Annotated in this window: 14 protein-coding genes; 5 read left to right on the top strand and 9 right to left on the bottom strand. The window is 56.7% G+C overall.

Going from position 1 to position 20019, the window contains the following annotated elements:
- Positions 1 to 274 precede the first annotated feature (274 nt).
- Entirely contained in the window at positions 275 to 4009 is a 3735-nt protein-coding gene (locus tag AABO57_11095) for a TonB-dependent receptor (protein MEK6286278.1), read from the top strand.
- A 196-nt stretch (positions 4010 to 4205) separates the two neighbouring features.
- On the opposite strand, the gene AABO57_11090 is transcribed toward AABO57_11095, so the two are convergent.
- Positions 4206 to 4580 (bottom strand): hypothetical protein, encoded by a 375-nt coding sequence (locus tag AABO57_11090; protein MEK6286277.1) that lies wholly within the window; start codon positions 4578 to 4580, stop codon positions 4206 to 4208.
- Between the two features lie 196 nt (positions 4581 to 4776).
- Here AABO57_11090 and AABO57_11085 point away from each other — a divergent pair, with 196 nt between their 5' ends.
- From AABO57_11085 to AABO57_11070, 4 genes are all read left to right on the top strand, one after another.
- Entirely contained in the window at positions 4777 to 7575 is a 2799-nt protein-coding gene (locus AABO57_11085; protein MEK6286276.1) for a ComEC/Rec2 family competence protein, read from the top strand.
- Between the two features lie 520 nt (positions 7576 to 8095).
- Positions 8096 to 9982, top strand: coding sequence for a LamG-like jellyroll fold domain-containing protein (locus tag AABO57_11080; protein MEK6286275.1), 1887 nt, complete (start codon positions 8096 to 8098; stop codon positions 9980 to 9982).
- Positions 9983 to 10085: 103 nt separating this feature from the next.
- Positions 10086 to 11237, top strand: a complete 1152-nt coding sequence (locus AABO57_11075; GenBank protein ID MEK6286274.1) for a hypothetical protein — start codon at positions 10086 to 10088, stop codon at positions 11235 to 11237.
- A gap of 81 nt (positions 11238 to 11318) precedes the next feature.
- On the top strand, positions 11319 to 11873 hold the full coding sequence (locus tag AABO57_11070) for a protease complex subunit PrcB family protein (GenBank protein MEK6286273.1): 555 nt from the start codon (positions 11319 to 11321) through the stop codon (positions 11871 to 11873).
- 51 nt (positions 11874 to 11924) lie between these two features.
- On the opposite strand, the gene AABO57_11065 is transcribed toward AABO57_11070, so the two are convergent.
- The 8 genes from AABO57_11065 to AABO57_11030 all read right to left on the bottom strand — a co-directional run bounded on the left by AABO57_11065 (position 11925) and on the right by AABO57_11030 (position 20013).
- Positions 11925 to 13832: an ABC transporter ATP-binding protein gene (locus AABO57_11065; protein ID MEK6286272.1), complete on the bottom strand. Its 1908-nt coding sequence runs from the start codon at positions 13830 to 13832 to the stop codon at positions 11925 to 11927.
- A gap of 12 nt (positions 13833 to 13844) precedes the next feature.
- A complete protein-coding gene (locus tag AABO57_11060) occupies positions 13845 to 14267 on the bottom strand; it encodes a retroviral-like aspartic protease family protein (GenBank protein MEK6286271.1) in 423 nt (140 codons plus the stop codon).
- A gap of 97 nt (positions 14268 to 14364) precedes the next feature.
- Positions 14365 to 16167 (bottom strand): ABC transporter ATP-binding protein, encoded by a 1803-nt coding sequence (locus AABO57_11055; GenBank protein MEK6286270.1) that lies wholly within the window; start codon positions 16165 to 16167, stop codon positions 14365 to 14367.
- 180 nt (positions 16168 to 16347) lie between these two features.
- On the bottom strand, positions 16348 to 16770 hold the full coding sequence (locus AABO57_11050; GenBank protein MEK6286269.1) for a PaaI family thioesterase: 423 nt from the start codon (positions 16768 to 16770) through the stop codon (positions 16348 to 16350).
- A gap of 5 nt (positions 16771 to 16775) precedes the next feature.
- The gene (locus AABO57_11045; GenBank protein MEK6286268.1) at positions 16776 to 17309 is read right to left on the bottom strand and encodes an MGMT family protein; all 534 of its coding nucleotides are present in this window, start codon (positions 17307 to 17309) and stop codon (positions 16776 to 16778) included.
- Positions 17302 to 17757, bottom strand: a complete 456-nt coding sequence (locus tag AABO57_11040) for a DinB family protein (protein MEK6286267.1) — start codon at positions 17755 to 17757, stop codon at positions 17302 to 17304. Before AABO57_11040 ends, AABO57_11045 begins: the two co-directional genes overlap by 8 nt.
- A gap of 725 nt (positions 17758 to 18482) precedes the next feature.
- The gene (locus tag AABO57_11035) at positions 18483 to 19121 is read right to left on the bottom strand and encodes a hypothetical protein (GenBank protein MEK6286266.1); all 639 of its coding nucleotides are present in this window, start codon (positions 19119 to 19121) and stop codon (positions 18483 to 18485) included.
- Positions 19122 to 19284: 163 nt separating this feature from the next.
- The gene (locus tag AABO57_11030) at positions 19285 to 20013 is read right to left on the bottom strand and encodes a sigma factor-like helix-turn-helix DNA-binding protein (GenBank protein ID MEK6286265.1); all 729 of its coding nucleotides are present in this window, start codon (positions 20011 to 20013) and stop codon (positions 19285 to 19287) included.
- Positions 20014 to 20019 lie beyond the last annotated feature (6 nt).

Here is a 20019-nt window from a genome sequence, read left to right as displayed (position 1 = left end):
ATAGAAGCCTTCAAATTTTTGGAAACCGAGGCTAGGCGCGCAATTTTAACTATTGCGATTAAACAGCTTAATCGGGATGGACAGACGGCATAGACTTTGCCGTATTCGACTCTTCAGTTCCTTACTAGTTTCAACTAGTTTCGACCAATCCGTCAGAAAGGATCACGACCCGAAGTTCCAATTTCACGAATGCCCTGTGGCGGCACCGCCGGGCACGACAGATCGAGGAGGATAGATAATGATCAAGAGAACTTTCGTACACGCCATGTCCCTGTTGCTGGCGCTCGGCTCCCTCAGCAGCCTTTCCCCAGCAGCATTGGCAGCGCAAGGCTCCAACACCGGTCGCCTCGTCGGCACCGTCACCAACAACACTGGGGCCGTGGTTGCCGGCGCGACTGTGGTGGTCACAGACAACGCGACCGGAAGAGAGAAAACCGTGGTCACGGGCGAGGGAGGCACGTTCGCCCTCCCGCAACTGGACTTCGGCACCTACACGGTGAAGGTCACACAGCAGGGATTTAAGACCTACACGGCGACGGAGGTGAAGATCGACGTCGGCCGAGAGTACTCCTTGAGCGTGGCGCTCGAAGTGGGTGGCGTGCAGGAACAGGTGACCGTCACCGCCGGCGCCGAACTGCTCAATGCCACCTCGGGGGAATTGAGCAATACGATCAGCATGAAAGAAGTCCGCGAACTACCGCTCAACGGGCGCAATCCCATAAGCTTGATCCAGGGACAGGCAGGCGTGTCGTCTAACGGCGCGCAGACCACCGCCGTCAACGGGCAGCGGTCGTCCTTTACCAACATAACGCGTGACGGCATAAACGTGCAGGACAACTTCATTCGCTCGAATGCCGTTGATTTCGTTCCCGACCGCCCGAACGTTGACGACATCGGCGAGATCACCATCACCACCCAAAACGCCGGCGCTGAGTTGGGCTACGGCTCCTCGCAGATTCAACTGGTGACCCCGCGCGGCGCAAATCAGTTTCACGGTGCGGGCTACATCTACAACCGCAACTCGTTTCTGGCGGCCAACAGCTTCTTCAACAACGCGGCGGGCAATATTGCCGCGACCGGCAAACCGAACGTACCGATAGCGTTTCTGAACCGCAATCAGTACGGCGGCACCGTCTCGGGGCCGATCAAGAGGGAGAAGCTCTTCTTCTTCTTCGGCTATCAGGCAACGCGGCAGCGCAGCGCCACGTCGACCCTGCGCACGACGCTGCTGCCCAATGCCTTCAACGGGGTGTTTACATTCCTCAACAACGCCGGGGCAAAGCAAACTGTCAACATTCTTCAGCTCGCAGGGGTTTCGCTAGATCCGGTCATTAAGAGCCGCATCCTCGACCTGCTGCCGGTCGGCGGCAATACGACCGAGGCCGGCGATCAACTCAACACCACCGGCTTTCGGGTCAATCGCCTGCAGAATCAGGATCTGGATAGTTACTCGGTCCGCATGGACTACGAGATCAGCTCGAATCAAACAATCAACGGCGTTTACGGCTACCGCAAGGAAAACCTGTTGCGGCCGGACGTGGATCAGATCGGCCCCGGAGGCTTTACGCCGAGCCCGACCAGCAACCAGGATGCGCACACGCCGTTTTTGTCGCTCGCCTATCGCCTCAATCTGAGTTCGAGGTTCACCAACGAAGTGCGCGGCGGCTACCAGAAGAGCAACCCAGCGTTCGGGCGGCTTTTGGATTTACCGGGGTTTTTCATCGCCCCGACGCTGGTGAGCAACACGGAAGTCAATTTTGAGGCGCAGGGCCGCAACACGGTCATCACCAATTTTCAAGACAATGCCGTGCTGATCAGGGGAGCGCACGGGCTGCGTTTCGGCATACAGGGGCAACTCTTCCGAGTGAATCCCTTCGGCCCGCCTGCCTTCTCACAGTCAACTATACCGACCTTTAACCTTGGAACCAACGCGAACACGCCGCAGTTGAACCAGGCGCAATTCACGTCGCTTGGCGGCATCAGCACGGCGCAGTTGGCGACGGCCAATAGCTTGCTGGCATTGCTGGGGGGCATCATCAGCACCGCCAACGTGACCTATGCCGCCAACAGCCCGTCTTCGGGTCTGGTGAAAGGTGAGGTGCCGGAGCGGCAGTTGAACTACGAGAACTACTCTGGCTACTTTTCCGATTCGTGGCGGGTGACCCCGCAACTCACGTTAAACCTCGGCCTGCGCTACGAGTTGTTCACCTCGATTCGCGAGGCGAGCGGCCTGGCGCTGGAGCCGGTCATTCCGGCGGGAACGGATCCCTTGACGGCTATTCTCAATCCGAATGCCACGATTGATTTCGTTGGCGCCAACGCGGGCGACAGCAAGCGCACGAAGTTCTTCAAAGTCGACAAGAACAACTTCGCCCCCGTCTTCAGCTTCGCCTATTCGCCGGAGTTGAAGAACAAGTGGTTGGGCTACCTGCTACCGGGCAACGGCCGGACAGTGCTGCGCGGCGGCTACCGCGAGAGCTACGTCAACGACGAGTTCGTGCGCGGCGCGGACGCGGCCTTAGGGTCCAATGCCGGTCTGATTTCGCAAGCCAGCGCGCTCAATCCGATTACTAACACCGCACAACTCAACGCGCGCTTCTCGGCGTTACCTAGTTTCATTGCCCCGACGCTCAAAGTGCCGCGGACCTTTCTTGATAACAATTTGCTGGCCGGGCGGCAAGGCGCTGCCGAAGCCATTGATCCCAACATAAAGGTGCCGCGGGCGCAGGAGTACAATTTCGGCATTCAGCGCGAAATCGGCTGGCAGACGGCTATCGAGGTTCGCTATGTTGGCAGCCGCAGCACCAATCTCCTGCGGGCCAAGGACTACAACCAACTGGACATCTTCAACAACGGCTTCCTGGCCGACTTCAATCGCGCGCGCTCGAATCTGTTGCTCGCAACGGCGGCTCGCGCTACCAACTCGAGCATTCCGTTGAGCGCGGCCTTCAACGCGAACGTTGCGGGCAGCCAGCAGTTGACGGTCTTCCCGAAGCTCGGCCTGTTGAGCGGGACCAACGGCGGCCTGACCAACGCGACGATTCTCAACAGCCTGACGGCGGGTACGCCTGGCGATCTGGCAGCGACCTACATTGTTAACAACCTGACCGGCACGGTGGTCTTCCAGCCGAACCCCAATATTTTGCAGTCCCGGCTGCTGACCAACGATGCGCGGTACAACTACAACTCCTTACAGACGGAGATCCGCCATCGCTTCAGCCACGGTCTGTTCGTGCAAGCGAACTATACCTTCCAGAAGACGCTGACTGATGCCGGCGGCACGGCGCAGACGCGGGTCGATTCGGTGCTAGATATCTTCTCGCCGGAGCTCGAGTACTCGCGCGCCGACTACGATCAGACGCATGTCCTCAATCTGGCGGCTGTGTACGAACTGCCGTTCGGCAAGGGGAAACCGTTCCTGAACAAAGGCGGGGTGATTGACCGGGTGTTTGGCGGTTTCCAGGTCAACAACTTAATTCGCTGGGCGAGCGGCGCGCCGATCACCATCGTCGATCCGCGTGGCACCTTGAACCGCGTCGCGTTTTCCGGCCGTCAGACGCCATTTACCTCGCTCAACAAGGACCAGATCAAGAAGCTGATTGGCATCCGCAAGACCAAGTGCGGCGTCTTCTTCATTGACCCGTCAGTAATCAACTTCAACCTCGACACCTGCACCGGCACGGGCCGCGGCGCGGAAGGCTTCGGCCAGCCAACGTTCGCCGGACAGGTCTTCTTCAACGTCGCGCCGGGGCAGACCGGCAGCCTTGAGCGGGCCTTCATAAACGGCCCGGTGATCTTTAACTGGGACGCGTCCATCACCAAGAACGTCCCGATCAAAGAGAACCTCAAGGTGCAGATTCGCCTCGAGGCCTTCAACGTCGGCAACCGCGCGAATTTCTTCGTGAGCCAGTTCGGCGGTCTGAACATTAACAGCACGAACTTTGGCCGCGTAACCAGCCTGGCGACCAACCCGCGCATAGTCCAGCTTGTGGGCCGCATCGAGTTCTAACTCGAAGCCGCATGTGCAACCTGCCAATCGGGCGCTGTCGTCAAGACAGCGCCCGGTTTTTATTATCGAACTGGATCGCAAAGGATATCTTAGCCTCTGCAAGGCAGTGCGCTTCGCGGGCGGGCCATTGGCGTGAAGCCGCGGTGGTTCTACGAAGGGTTACCGGAAGGGTTAAACACGAGCGCGGCAGTTGCTGCTATTCTTCAGTTCGCAGCCTTGCTTCCAATCTCCGCCTGATGTGGTAGTAATCCTCGACAAGCTGATTGAGCGTGACGATGAATGGTATCTGAAGCGCGGCAGCGTCGTCCGCTCGCCGCTCGAGCTCGGAAGCTTCAGTTGAACCGGGCTGGACGTGATCCAGTTTCTCCATCACCTCGTGAACGTTCTCGCCGCGCGGATGCCGGTGATAGCAGAAGCTGATAAGCGAGAGCATGAGCCCATCGATGACTGACTGCACCTGATCCGCGTCGTCGAGGGACAACCGCCTCATCAAAAACGATTCTTCAGGGCATTCAGTGGCTTTGGCGAGTTCAAAAACCTTCTTCTGAAGGTCATCCGGTCCGGAGCTCATAACCGAATCATCGAGCCGCGCCCGCGCCGTTGTCAACTGAACAGTGATGCGTGATGATTGATGCGTGAACCGTGATTCCTGATCGGAAATAGACCTCGCGGGATTCAAGCGATCGCGAATTGCGCTCCGGATTATCAATGTTGAACCTGGGTAACACGGGCTTCAATCCGTGTATCAACCGCTACATGGTTGTGTTATGTCCCAGGTCTTCTTCAGATCAACGCTAACTCCCCGATGCCAGCCGTTCTTGTACCTGACGGCTGCGCTTGTGGTTGGCATTCTTGTTGACCGATGTCTCGAGCCCCCGCGATTGATCGTCACCGCGTCAACGCTCTTTTTTGCCGCTGCGTCGATCAAGCTTGTACTCAGCAAGAAAGAAACCTCGGCCGGCGTAGCCCTGATGATCGGTTTCGCTTTCGGCGGCGCTCTGCTCTCACTCGCCGAACGAACAAGCCACACGGCAGCAAGGCTGGACCGCCTCTTTGAGTCAAAGGTCATAAGCCCCGATGATCCGGTTGAGTTGACCGGCACTCTGGCTGCGCCACCCGAGCCTGCGCCGGGTGCTTACTACCTGGACCTGGACGCGCAAGAGATTCGCGTTCACGGCGACGCGATGGCCGCCGCCGGCCGCGCGCGGCTGATCCTCTCGACAGCTAGCGGTGAATCGCAGAGCGAATTCGAACGCCTCGCTCTTGACTACGGCTCCCGCGTCCGGGTGCTGGTAAGGCTTGAGCGCGCGCGCTCGTACGCCAATCCAGGATCGCCCGACTTCAACGCCTTCCTCGAGCGTCAAGGTTACGACCTCAAAGGGGTGATAAAGAGTCCGCTTCTAATCGAGCGGATTGGCGACGCCCGCGCAAGCCGGGTGCTCGCTATTCTTTACCACCTGCGCCTTAGAACAATGGCCGCGCTCGATTCGAGATTTAATCGTCGAGTAGCCGGGACGCTGAAGGCCATGCTCGTTGGCAATCGGTATTTTCTCGAGCCAGCAGCTTCGGAGCGTCTTCGCGAAGCCTCGACCTTTCACACTCTGTCGATCTCCGGTATGCACATCGGCATCATAGCGTGGGTGCTGTTGGGGGGCCGCTCAACGCTCAAACGGCGTAGAACCGCGCGAGTTATCGTTTGTCTCGTCGTCCTGTGGGCGTATGCGATTATGGTCGGGCTGGCGGCGCCTGTCAGCCGGGCGACGGCGATGATAACGATCGGTTTGATGGGGCCGCTCCTTTTCCGGCGCTCAGCCTCAATCAACACTGTTGCGCTGGCGGCTTTCATCATGCTCGCCCTGGAACCGGCTCTGGTGAATGATCCTGCGTTTCAATTGAGTTTTATCGCTGTCGCCGCGATAGTAGGCCTCGGGCTGCCGCTGGCGGAGAAGCTCCGGGAAATAGGACAGTGGCGTCCTGGTTCACACACCCCGCACCCGCCGTCCTGCTCGCCAGCCGTAAGGTATTTCGCGGAGACTCTCTTTTGGGATGATCGCGCGTTCAACGAAGAGATGCGACGATCACCCATTCGCTACCGGCTCGAGAAAGCCGGCGCAGCGCGCTTGCTGGGACTATTGCGCGTGCAGGGAATAATCAGGGGTATCGTACTGCTGGCGATCACATCCGCGGCCATCCAGCTCGCGACGCTGCCGCTGATGGCGCTCTACTTCAATCGCATTGCGCCGGTCGGGGTGTTGCTGAACATAGTGGCTGGACTCTTGACTGGCGTGTTGATGCTCACAGCGCTTGGAGCGATTGCCGCCGGCGCGCTCAGCGCTTGGATTGGGGCGCAACTCGGACGAGTGGTGTATGCCGCGCACTACTTGCTGGTCAACTCGATCGCGCCTTTTTCGGATATTCCGATGGCGACGTTCAGGGTGGCGCACTATGAAGGCTGGGATTCGATCATCTACGCACTGTACTTCGCGCCGCTCGCGATGCTCGTCGCGTTGATAGATCAATGGCATCCGGTGGATCAAGTGCGAACCATCGACCGCTCCCTAAAAGACCGCGCTGCGGTAAGAAAGCAAACAGCAACCAGACGAGCCGCGCCGGCCGGTCTCCGAATCGTCCCGTCGCTGTTCTGCGCGCTCGCTATGACATCGGCTCTGATCGCCGTTATCAGGCCAGCCGTCAATCAGGCAAACGGAAAACTGACTGTTCACTTCCTGGACGTTGGTCAGGGAGATTCTGCGCTGGTGGTTTTTCCTCACGGCAAGTCAATGCTCGTTGACGGTGGCGGCGAACTTCGTTTCGAGAGACGAGATCAAAGTCAGAAGGGGGGCGCAACGGCTGAAACTGAGGAGGACGAAAATTTCGCGGACAATGCATTTTCGATTGGCGAAGCTGTCGTGTCGCGGTTCATCTGGTCGCTGGGCCGGACGCGAGTCGACTATGTGCTTGCAACGCACGCGCACGCGGATCACGTCGGCGGTCTCAGAGACGTGGTTCGGAATCTCCAGATTGGTCAAGCCATCGTGGGTCACGTGCCGACGGCTGACTCGGAGTACGACCGGTTTGCGGAAGCGGCACGTCAGCGTGGCATTGTTTTGTCCAGGGTCAGCGCGGGCGAACACTTTCAGATCGATGGTGTAACGATCGAGGTGCTGTGGCCACTACCCGCAAGTAGCTGGCCCGAGACTTCGGGCAATGATGATTCAGTTGTGTTGCGGCTCGTCTACGGCTCCGTATCCATATTGCTGGCAGGCGACATAGAGCGAGCCGCCGAAGACTCGCTTGTCGCCTCCGGTGTGATTCTGGCGGCGGATGTGTTGAAAGTCCCGCATCACGGCTCACGGACCTCTTCAACCGAAGCCTTCATAAACGCGGTTCATCCTCGATACGGGGTGATCTCGGTTGGCGAGCGGAGCCGCTTCGGCCACCCGCACCCGGCAGTTGTTAACCGTTACCTCACTCGTAATGTAAAACTATATCAAACCGGTCATGACGGAATGGTGACACTGGAGACTGATGGCTCGACTCTCGATATCCGGACGCACAGAGAATGAATCATGCTTAAGACCTCTTAGCGATTCAGTATTGCCGGTCCAACCGCGCGGATGGAACGCGATTGATAAGCACGGCATCGCGGACCCTTTGTTCTTTTCCCTTAGCGGCGGTTGACTGAGAGTGGTTGTGTGATAGTATTTTCACGTCTGTTGGGTGCTGCGGAACGAGCAACTAATTTCAGCGACAACTATTAACCGTTCAAGTAGCCCGTTACCGCGTCCTGGGTCTCCCATCCCGTGAAACGATCAATAGCAGAAGGTTAGACCAGGAGCGCCCTGATTACACCTCACGTGTCTCAGAACAACTGACGAAGGGTAGGGCAATGAGATTTTCGGATTGCCCAAAAATTAACAGGCAAGACAGCTCCAAGCTTAGGCGGCCGAAGTCTGTCTTGCCCTCAACACAGACCCGATAAAAGGAGTGTGCTGTATGTTTAGTCTACAAAATGCAAAGTGGTCTCGCAATGGAGTCCTGGCTGTGCGATGCATCGTTATTCTTCTGCTGTGTGGTGCATTGCTGATGATGTCGTCGATATCAACGACCGGGGTTCGCGCCCAAGGTCAATCGGCGACCGCTAAGTTCCACAGAATCGGGAGACCGATTCCCAATCAATATATTGTCGTCCTCAACGACGACCTTCCCAGCTCCGACGTCGCCTCGCGAGCGGACGAAATGCTTCGTACCACCGGCGGAAGCATCGGACATATCTATCGCTACGCCCTCAGAGGGTTTTCGGCACGGATGTCCGAGGGGGCAGCCATTGCCCTCAGCTTGGATCCGCGAGTTGAGTTCATAGAAGAGGATGGTGTAGCTACGGTCGGGACCACGCAAACCAACCCGCCGTGGGGTCTTGATCGTATAGACCAAAGCGGCTCCCTTGCCGCCTTTCCGCTTGATCAGACATACACTTATAGCGAAACGGGCATGGGCGTGAATGCCTACGTCATTGATACGGGAGTTCGAATTAGCCACAACGATTTTGGTGGGCGCGCTTCGCTTGGTGCCGATTGTACTGTTAGAGACGGCAATGGCAACTGCATAGGAAACGGAACCGATGGCGCCGGGCACGGCACATCAGTGGCTAGTATCCTCGGTGGAAACACGTATGGTGTCGCCAAAAGCGTAACGATCTACAATGTTCGCGTCTGCGACTCTTTTTTCAACTGTGTCAATTCAAATTGGATAGCGGGAATCGATTGGGTGACGAATGACCACACCAATAACCCCAGCCATATGGGGCCCGCGGTAGCCAACCAAAGCGTCGGAACCACACAGGACAGTGGGCCCTCTCAAGCTCTCGACAAGGCAGTTAGGAGATCCATTGCTGGCGGTGTAACCCATGTGGTCGCCGCCAAGAATTCTAACGTTAATCTAGATCTCCTGCCTGTCTCGCCAGCGAGGGTCACACAGGCAATAACTGTCGGTGCGACGGGTAACGATACGCCCGGTGCTGATCCAGTCTCAGATCAGCGTGCATCGTTTTCCAACTTCGGCTCTGTCCTTGACCTTTTCGCCCCCGGCGTAAAAACTCCCGGCGCATCACCCTTCAGCGATACAGGAGCAGACCCTGAGTTCGGCGCCACATCGGCCTCCTCTCCTCACGTAGCGGGCGCTGTTGCACGCTACTTGCAAACGGACCCAACAGCATGTCCGTCAACTGTTAGTGACGTCATTACCAGCCTAGGCAATCCCGTAGTGGGTAATCCGGGTCCGAACACAACAAACAAGCTACTCTTCACGCCGCTGTCCTGGCCCGCTCCAACCTACTATTCTTTGTCGCTGAACGGAACGAGTGCATACGTCGACGTACCTAATGCCGGTCTAGGGGTGTCGCTGGATATAACCGGGCCGGTCACTGTAGAAGCCTGGGTCAAGCTGAACGGCAACACCGTTCGGCAGGCCATAGTCGAGAGGTACAACCCTTCGGCTGGCGCGGGCACAAATGACGGCGGCTATGGGCTTCGAGTGATGCCTAGCGGCAAGGTGAGGTTTTTCACCTTCAAGAACGCCGTTGAATATAGCTTCATCACGAGCAGCACAGTTCTCACAATCGGCACCTGGTACCATGTTGCAGGCGTGTTCGATGGTAGCCAGTTGAAGATCTATGTTCAGGGTATGTCTGATGCTCCGCCTGTTTCAGTGACATATGCACCTCAAGCAGGAACGAGCAATCTTAAGATTGGTGTGTCACCGGAAGGGACGTATTTCCTCAACGGGTTGATTGATGAGGTGAGGGTAACGGCCAGGGCCATCTACACCGCCGGTTTCGCGACTCAGCACAAATTGACTGGTGTTGTGGACACCAAGGGGCTGTGGAGATTCGACAGGCAGAATGCGAGGGACTGCGCCGATATCCACAATGGCACACTCGTTGGGGGAGCTGCCTTCTCAAGTAGTGTCCCTTAGAATGTAAAGGAGTTACCATTTCGTTAGTCATGTTCAACCGGCGCTGCCGGGTATTCCACGGTAGCGCCGGTCGATCCACTTGTGAGAGTAAGGGAGGTTAATCATGAAGCGCGTCGTTTACCTGTTAATTGCTCTGCTGTTTTCACCGAGCGTACTAGCCACCGGTGCCAGCCCTGTCCAACTGGAAATAACCGAGTCATATTCCTTTGAAAATGACTTTGAAGGGTGGTCCGTGAACGCGACTGACGTATGGGGAGCCCCTCCCTTGGCATGGTCGGTTACCCGAAGCCAGGATCAGGCCAAGAAGGGTAGCACATCGGTAGAATTCTTCCTGGCTAATTCCAATGGCGCAGAAAAGATCTGGATCGAAAAGGCTTTCGCAGTAGAGCCTAACCAGATTTATCATGTCGATGTGGAATATGCTCTTGCCTCTAATGAGCCGTCGACGGACGTAGCGTCGTCTTTTACTGTGATAACAGGGGTTTTAGCAAAAAGCCCCAGGACAAGAGTCGATCTAGGTCCTGCGTTCAAGGATTCGACTCGAAAACCGGATTCCGAATCAGGATACGGATGGTTCCGTAAGACGTATGAATTCGCCGTGCGGTCAGACGAACAGGGCATGCTACACGTTGTCATCGGCATCTGGGGAGATTGGGAAGTGCGCAAGACATACTATATTGACGACGTTCACATTAGCCTTACCAAGAAACCCCAAGGGACTGAATTCTTCTCCTTCGAGAATGATATGGAGGGATGGATGCCGAATGCGACTGACTTAGATTTCGGCAGTTCCTCGATTGATTGGTCCATTGCACGTATCCAGCCGTTCGCGCTCGGCGCAGAAGACGGAGCGTCAGCAGTAGAGTTCGATATAAACAACGTGAATCAGAAAGGAAAAATCTGGATTGAGCGGCCGTTCTTAGTAGAGCGCGGAAGCAAGTATAAGGTAACCGTTGAGTACGGTTTTAACTCCGGGGATAGAGGCAGCAATCCCAGATTCACGATCATAACCGGCGTGTTGAGAAGGCGTCCCGAAACAGCGGACGATTTGGTTCCCGCTTATCAAGAGGAAACGACAAGCGGCTATTGGGGATGGCTGCACAAGAACTACACCTTCAAAGTGAAATCAAAGAAAAGCGATGTGCTGTATGTAGTCATCGGCATCCGGGGAACTGAAGTTGTGAAACAACAGAACCCACACCGTAGATACCATATTGATAGTGTGTGCGTTACCTTAACCAAGATCTCGAAATAGTGTCATCCCGTTTTCGCGTGCGTTACATTAACTCCTAAGTAAGACGCGACCCGAGAGAATCAAGAGTTCGGAGGTATCATCATGAAGCACTTTGCAAACTTGGCCGCAGCTCAGTCGATCTCAACCGGTTCAGACCGCGCGAAGGCTGGCGCGGGTTTGAAATCACTCGACACATTGTTCCGCGCTCCGACAATACTGCTTTGCCTGGCCCTCTCACTTACTCCAACTCTGGCAGAAGCGGACACCATCTGTTTTCTGGGTGTGCTGAAACTCGCGGATAGCGGTCACGCGGAGGCGCAGAATTACGTGATAAAAACCCAGACTGAATGGCAAAGTCTCTGGGAGAAGATTTTCTCTAACACAGGTGAAAAACCGCCCTTGCCGGAAATTGATTTTACCCGTAGGACAATCGTAGCTGTGTTCCAGGGGTCTCAACCTAGCGGTGGCTACGAAATCTCAATCCAAGAACTCGTGGAAACTGAAAGTTCGCTTGAGGTTTTCGTAAAGGCGTTTGCACCCGGCAAACGGTGTATAGTAACAGGCAAGATCTCTAGACCGTTCGACATAATCGAGATAGAAAAGACAGAAAAACAGGTTGTATTCCATATGAAACACAAGTTCCGAAACTGTGGGTAAAAAGATGGGTCCCTGACTGGGGCGGCCTGTCACAATGCTCTGGAACCAATCTCAATCATCCGCCACGCTCTCGGCGAACGTCCGCTTGTAGTCCTGATAGAACTGCAACTGATAAAGCCGCCAGTAGAGACCGCGCTGCGCCAGCAAATCCTGATGCGTGCCCGTCTCGCGTATCTCGCCTTTGTGCATCACGATGATCTTGTCCACCGATTGAATCGTAGAAAGCCGATGCGCGACCACAAGCGATGTGCGGCCCTCCATCAATCTCTCGACCGCGTCGCGGATAAGGAGTTCCGTCTCGGTATCTATCGAGCTTGTCGCTTCGTCCAGGATCAGCACGCGAGGATCGAACGCAAGTGCGCGCGCGAAGCTGATGAGCTGCTTCTGGCCGACGGAAAGCCCGGCCCCTCTCTCGCGCAGTTCAGCGCCGTATCCTTCGGGCAGTCTCCGTATGAAAGTGTCGGCGTGAACCTGGCGAGCCGCATCGCGCAGCCCATCGTCCGTTATCGAGCGGTTGCCCAACCGGATGTTCGTGGCGATGTCCCCGGAAAACAGAAACACATCCTGAAGAACTATGCTGAAGTTCGCGCGCAGCTCTTGAAGATCCAACTCGCGCACATCCACGCCGTCCAGCAGTATCTGCCCGCGCTGAATGTCATAAAACCTCAGCAGCAGGTTAGTGATCGTAGTCTTGCCCGCTCCGGTGTGGCCCACGAACGCGACACGCTCGCCCGGTTCGACGGTGAACGAAACGTCTTTCAGAATCCAATCTTCGTCTTTATAAGCGAACCAGACATTGCGGAATTCTATCCGGCCACTCGCGCGGCCGATCCGGACCGGCTTTTCGGGCGAGGCAATTGTCACCGGCTCGTCGAGCAGCTTGAAGATCCGCTCCGATGAAGCCATCGCCGATTGCAGGATGTTGTACTTCTCGCTGATGTCGGAGATCGGTTCGTAGAACGACCGGGCGAGCTGGATGAAGGCCACAAGCGTGCCGATCGTCGCGACCCCGCGAATCACCTGTCCGCCGCCGTACCAGATAATCAGCGCTATGCCGAGCGCTCCGACGATCTCAACCGCCGGATAAAAAATAGCGTAGTAGTAGATCGTATCGATGTTCGCTTTGCGATGCGCCTGATTGATGCCGTCGAACTTGCGCATCTCTTTTTCTTCGCGGTTGAACAACTGGACGACGGGCATTCCGGTGATGTGCTCCTGCAGAAATGCGTTGATACGCGCGATCCTAACTCGGACTTCGCGGAATGACGAGCGCGCGCCCAGCCGGAACCAGGTAGTCAGCACTGCAAGCAATGGCAGGATCGCAAACGAGACCAGAGCCAATTGCCAGTTGACCTCGAACATCCAGATGACGATGTAGAAGATCATCGCGACATCCCCGAAGATCGCGATAACCCCGGCAGTGAACATCTCGTTGAGCGCATCGACGTCGGTTGTGAGCCGGGTCATCAGCCGGCCAACAGGGTTGCGATCGTAGAACTGCACGGACAGCTTCTGCAGGTGCGCGAAGATCTGTTTGCGCAGGTCGTACATTATGTACTGCCCCATCGTCTGCATCACGATGGCCTGGGTGTATTGAACCGCGAACGCGGCAAGATTTGCGACGAGAAAGAGAATGGCTATGAACGCGAGTCCTTCGTAACGATTCGCCCCGTCTCCAAACCAGCGCGCAGTGTCATATCCCAACCAGTGAGCCGTTTTTACGATCGTGGCGGCAAAGCCTGTGACTTGCGACTGATCTTTCGGAGGGTGATCTAGAAAGAGATCAATGGCAGCCTTGGTAAGCGGCGCCCCTGCGAGCACCAGCGGCGCGCTAAGAATGGTAAGCACCAGCGACGTGAGGGCGTGCCACTTATACGGCCACAGGTACTTGAGCAGCCTGCGCATCAGCCGCGCGTCGTAGGCCTTGCCTAATACTTCTTCTTCGTGATGGTCAGCCATCTCTAAGAAAGCCTAAGAACTTTTTCGACGAAGAACCAATAGAGAAATCGGCACCCGGCCAGTTGATGTCGCGGCAAGATAAGGTCCCGCAACGACGAGCTTCTTACGTTTTGAGTCTACAGCGAGATTAAGCCCCTCGAGCGTCCTGGCTCCCAGAATCGCCAGATCGCCTTTTTCGGCGAATACAACTTCGTCAACTGTGAAGACCTTGTCCAGTCGAATGATTGCAAAGCCGACGCTGCGAGTAATCTGCTGACCGTTGGCCATCACAAACGTCACGTCTTTTTTCTCTCGGTCGATGTCGAGCTTTACAAGAGCAGCCGCCGGAATCCAGGTGTAATCGCTGCCGGTGTCTACCAACAGCTTGGGAATAATCGCAGATTTCGTGCGATCAACAATGTTCTCAACTTTGCATCGCGTATAGAATGTCCCCATACGTTCTCCCTTTTCGAGCGTAGTCATCGCTCTAGCGATCCGGAATCGCATCCGTGTGCTTTCTCTTGTGCATGGCTCGGTTCACAATAACGGCGGATTAACTCGCCGCCAGCTCTTCTTCCAGCAACTGCTTCTCATACAACTCAGCATAAAGCCCGCCCCGCGCGATCAACGAATCGTGCGTGCCGCGTTCGGCTATGCGTCCGTCTTCGAGCACCACGATCAAATCCGCGTCCTTAACCGTCGAGACTCGATGCGACACGATCAGGCTCGTGCGCCCGCGCATGATCCGGCGAAGATGTCCGAGTATCTTTTCCTCGGTGTAAGTGTCCACTGACGACAGCGCGTCATCCAAAATTAGAATCCGCGGCCGGCGTATCAACGCCCGAGCAATCGCCGTTCGCTGCTTCTGTCCGCCTGAAAGCGTTATGCCGCGCTCGCCCACAAGCGTGGCGAATCCTTCAGGGAACTCCAGTATGTCCTCCGCGATTCCGGCTTCAGTTGCCCCGCGCTCGATCTCTTCCGGCATGGCATTATCGACTCCGAAGGCGATGTTCTCGGATATGGTTTCGCTGAACAGGAACGTCTCCTGCGGCACATAGCCTATCGACGCGCGCAATACTCCGAGCGGTATCTCGCGGATCGGGCGCCCGTCGATCAGCACTTGTCCCGGCTCGGCGTCCAAGAGCCGGGTGACTAGATTCATCATTGTCGACTTGCCGGATCCAACCGCTCCGACGAAAGCGACCGTTTGACCGGGCTCGATGTTAAGATTGACGCCTTTCAATGCGGGCTCACCCGCCTCGCCGTAGGTGAACGTCAGGTCGCGAAACTCGATTCCGCCCTCGATTGCTTCGGCGCCGGACGCATTTCCGGTATCGCGGATCGCAGGCTCGATCGACATGATGTGGTGCATGCGTCCCATCGAAGCCATGCCGCGCTGGAATATGTTGATAACCCAGCCGAGCGCGATCATCGGCCAGACCAGCAAGCCGAGATACAACGTGAATTGCACGAACTGCCCAATTCTCATCGCGCCGCTGATGACGAGGCTTCCGCCGTACCACAGCACCGCGATGAAGGCGAGCCCGATGAAGAGTTGGAGTATGGGATGAAAAATTCCCGACAAACGAATGAGCTTCAGATTGCGATTGACGAACTCGCGGTTCACCTGCTTGAAGCTCTCTATCTCGGCTTGCTCTTGCGTGTAAGCGCGGATCACCCGCACGCCCGCGAACGATTCCTGCGCGCGGTTGGACACCGTGCCAAAGTACTCCTGCACTTTTTCGAACCGGTCGTGTATCCGCTTCGAGAAGTAATTGGTCGCCGCGGCCACCAGCGGCATCGAGAGGAAAGCCAGCAGCGTGAGCCGCCAGCTTATCGACGCCATCCGCGGCACGATGAGTATCATCGCGAATAGCGTGTTCATCGAGTACATCAGCGCGGGGCCGACTATCATTCGCACCGCTGAAAGATCATTTGTCGCGCGCGCCATCAAATCGCCTGTTCGATGCGTTTGATAAAACTCGAACGGGAGCTTTTGGAGATGCGCGTAGAAATCGTTACGCAAGTCGTACTCGACGTCCCGCGACATATTTATCAGCACGCGCCGCTGGGTGAACAGAAAAATGCCCTGCGCAACCGTGGCCAGCACGATCAACCCGCTTAATTCGAGTAGATTCGCCCGCGCGCCTTGTTCGACCACCGCGTGCATACCCGGGTCCAAGGTATTCCCTGCGCTCAACGCATCGATCCCGGTCTTCACGGCATCCATCGCATCGCCCACAAAACCAGGCGTGATGAGTTTGAAGACATTCGTCATGAAGACGCACGATATGCCGAACACTAGCATTCGCCGGTACGGCACGAAGTAGCTTAGGAGCTTGCGAAGCGGAGTCATAACGACCTTGCGGATCCTCGAAGCTGCGTTGGCCCATAATAAAGTATTGGCGGGCCGCAGCGCACCCGCCACTCAGCTATTGTAGCCATCGCCAGTTGGCGGCGAAAGCAACGTAGCATGACTTTAGCCTGTATCTTCGAGAGCTCAGTTCTGAACGACGCGCACAGACTAAAGGCTATGCTACTTCCTTTCGCTAAGCCGCATATAAGTCACCAGGCCTTTCGCTGCGAGTTGCCCCTTCGAATCGAAGAGGTCGCATTCGGCGACGACGATTCGACGGCCGTCACGGATCAACCTCGCGTCGGCGACGATTCGGCCTTCGCGAATTGCGCTCAGGTAGTTCACTTTCATTTCGATCGTCGTGAAGCGGGCGTTGGGTTCGGACGCGCCGACTATCGCGAATGCCACCGCGGTGTCGATCAACGTCGCGATCGCGCCGCCGTGCATTATGCCGGCAAGCTGCAAGTGCTGCTGCTTGACCTCTAGGCTCAACCGGGCTCTTCCCGCCCCGATCGAATCGAGCTCGATTCCCAGTGATCGCGGAAAGTGATTGGTCTCAAACTTCTCACGTATCAGCCGCAGTGTCTCAGGAGTGAGTTCCATTAGTCCTATCTTTCTCTTGTACGACCCTTTTTCTTATTCGTCCTTGTGGTCTTCCGAACGGCGCTCGCTTGAACCGCCGCTTTTCCGCGCGCGCCAGGTCTACTTTTTCGCATTGCCTTGAGCCTGGCTCTCGCCGCTCTTTGCCGTGGCGACCACAGATAAATGCTCAAATCACAGTGACCGCGCGCGTCGAACACAACGCCTTCCGCTTCGAGCATCAAGCGTTGAAGGTCAGGCTCGTGCAGGATGACCCGGCCAGTCGAGATAGCTCCACGCGAATTGATGACGCGATGCCAGGGGATGTTGCGCTCATCGCGCGGAGTCGCGTGCATTGCCCACCCAACAAGCCTCGGGCTGTAGCGCTCTTCAAGCAAGCGCGCGATCTGGCCGTAGGTCATCACCCGCCCGCGCGGAATTCGCAGCACCAGCCGGTAGATTCTCTCAAAGACCCTATCGAATCGCGCGGTGGCGCGCTCCGGCTGGCCCGGTCGCCTCGCCGCCCCGTCTCCCCGTCCGGATTTCTTCGCGGTTTCACTCATGCAAGTTCGGCGGCTCGATGTCCGCAAGCCGGTAATACGTAAACAACTGGCCGCGGTGATGAATCTCATGCTCGGTCAGGAACCACAACAGCACGCCACGGCGCAGAGTTCTGCCGTGGAACTCGACCTCTTCTTTCAACTGCTCAGCAGTCAGCTTCGACACTTCGCTGACCAGTTCATCGTGTTGACTATCGAACATGCCGGCGATCTCACTTCCGCTGCGATTTGAAAAATCAAACGGCGGCTTCTGGGTGGAACCCGCAAGCGCCGACCGCGCCAGAACCAGTTCCGCCTGCGGTATGTGGCCAATCAACTCGCGCAAGGTGAACATGTTTTCCTTGGGCCTCCACTCGAGTTTGTCGTCGGGCGCGGCTCTTAGTACGCGCGATGTCTCTTTGTGTATACGGTTCCAGTTACTAACAAAGCGCTCGGTATCGGAACTGCTCATGGTTGCTCCTCTCGTTTCTAGTCATCAAAAAGACCGAGCCGTCATTATCCGGTTAAGCATCGCAAGCCGCAACTGGAAGCTGGGGTAGCTAGACTTTATTGTGAGCCGCACACACTGAAGTTTATGGTACGCGCATTGTCACCGGCCTCGTGCCAAATCGCGAGACCTGTTGCAATCGCCGGCGATGATTTTCAAGGCCGTGCCCCGAACTGATCCAGCTTTGGGGCATCTGTCCAAATGTCCGGTGACGCATTTTGGGAGTCGCGGCTACCGAAATTTGTCAGTCAAAAGCAGGAGCGATGTTGCCAGTTACTAAAGTTCCGTCTGAAGGCTCGAGCGCTAATCGAGAAATCAAAAGGCGGATCACGTCTTCGCGATGAACTCGTCCGGTCTGCTGGCACAATCATTGCTCAACCAGCACCCGGTTCTAGCAATTCGACAGTTTGATATGGAAACCTCTTCTGCTCAGAGCAACTGCAGGATGCGGAACTGATGCGGCGGATGGAAGGGAGGACGGGGGCCCTGCCTTCCATTCAAAGCAAAGTCACACGGCGAGCAGGCCACTGTGACAGCATCGAAGCTTTCAGCAATACTGAGAGAAGCGACAGACAGTACAAAGTTCGAGTGTAGAGGCACAAGGGGGCGTGGCTCTACGTTAGAACTCATAAAGCCGCCGATGATGAGAGTCATCGGCGGCTAATATTTTTTCCTGCTGAAGCCTTTTGTCACTTTTCTTCCTTCTCACTCTTCCGGTCCAATAGCTCCACCTTCCGGCGCAGTTTTTCAACGCGGGCGCGGAGCCGCGCAGCCTGTTCGTTCAGATCGGCCACGCGTTGCTGATAGCCCGCTTGCTGATTGTGAACGTCGTCGAGCACGCGCTGAAGCTCACTGCGTATGGCAGCCTCGGCCTCGTCTCGACGCAGGCCGCCGCGCAACAATAACTCTCCCTGGATGTTTCGCATGCGCCGCCCAAGCTCCTGCTCGCGCGCATCCAACTGAGCCTTGCGATCGGCCGCATCCTGGATCTTGTCTTCCAATTTCGCCAGCCGATCTTCGTTGAGTAGCAACTCCATCATCGCCGAATTGCGCTCGGTTTCGCGCCTCATCATTTGCAGTTCGTCGGTGAGCAAACCCAGCTGAGTGGAAAGACTCGTTAGCGCGCGGCGCATCGCTTCGTCCGGCTCGTGAGCCTGCGGCGCGGTGTCGGGCGTTTCAACGGGGTCGGCCGGGGGCTTCGTTGACGGCCGCGCTTGACGAGGCCGCGCCGGTGGCTCCTGCTTGCCAGGCTGCTGGGCAACGCCTGATGCAGCAAACTGGATTACTGCGATGATCGCAATCAACACGTTTAGTCGGTTTCGCCTCATAACATCACTGCTCCTTGTTTCGGCCTCCGCTGCCGTTCATTCAAATCCGGAAACATAAGGTTAGTTCCAAATTCTCTTTGTCGCAATGGATCTCCTTTTGAACAGATGAGGGGAGCGAGGAACGAGTCGGCCATGCTGTTCGCAGGCGTCGAGGCCCGACTCGTCATTTCACTGCGGTCAGTTTGCCTGGCGCCACCACGGCGTGCAAACCGCGAATGCGTCCGTCGTCCCCAACCTCGATGTGAATTGTGTAGCGAGTGGCAGCGGTCGTGATCGAGCGAACGTCCTCAACAAGCATTGCCGGAAGGCCATTCAGCACACGAACTTCGACGTGTGGTTCGGCAATGCTTTTCGCTGCAAGGCCGAGGATCAGCCGCAGCACTTTGTCTCGCCCGCGAACCGGCTGACGCGCGGCGCTAACCTCGCCGCCGCCATCAGAGAGGCTAATGACGTCCTCGGCTAGCAGGCGCTCGAGTCCCGCGGCGTCGCGCGCGCCCAGGTATAACAGAAACTGTTCCAACGCGCGGCGGGTCGCGTCCTGTCGCGCAGGGCTCAGATCAACTCGACCGCCGTCATACTCGCGCATCTTGCGCCGAGCGCGCAGCAACAGAACCTTCACATTCGCTTCCGTCTTGTCGAGCGCCTCGGCAGTCTCGCTTGTCGAGTAGTCAAAGACATCCCGTAGCAGTAGCACCGCCCGCTGGGTTGGAGTGAGCGCCTCGAGAGCCAGTAAGAAAGCAAACGAGATGCTTTCCTTCAAGTCATACCGCGCCGCGGGCGAGTCCGCGCTTGGAGCAGGAGGCTCGTAAGATGCCGGACTCTCCTCGTCCGTCGGAACCGGCGACGGAAGCCACGGACCGATATAGCCCTGTCGTCTTCTTCGGCGAAGCAAGTCGCG

The organism is Acidobacteriota bacterium (assembly GCA_038040445.1).
GTDB classification, from domain to species: Bacteria; Acidobacteriota; Blastocatellia; order UBA7656; family UBA7656; genus Onstottus_A; species Onstottus_A frigus.
Note: the sequence above shows the minus strand (reverse complement) of the source record. Positions and strands in the feature narration are given on the sequence as shown.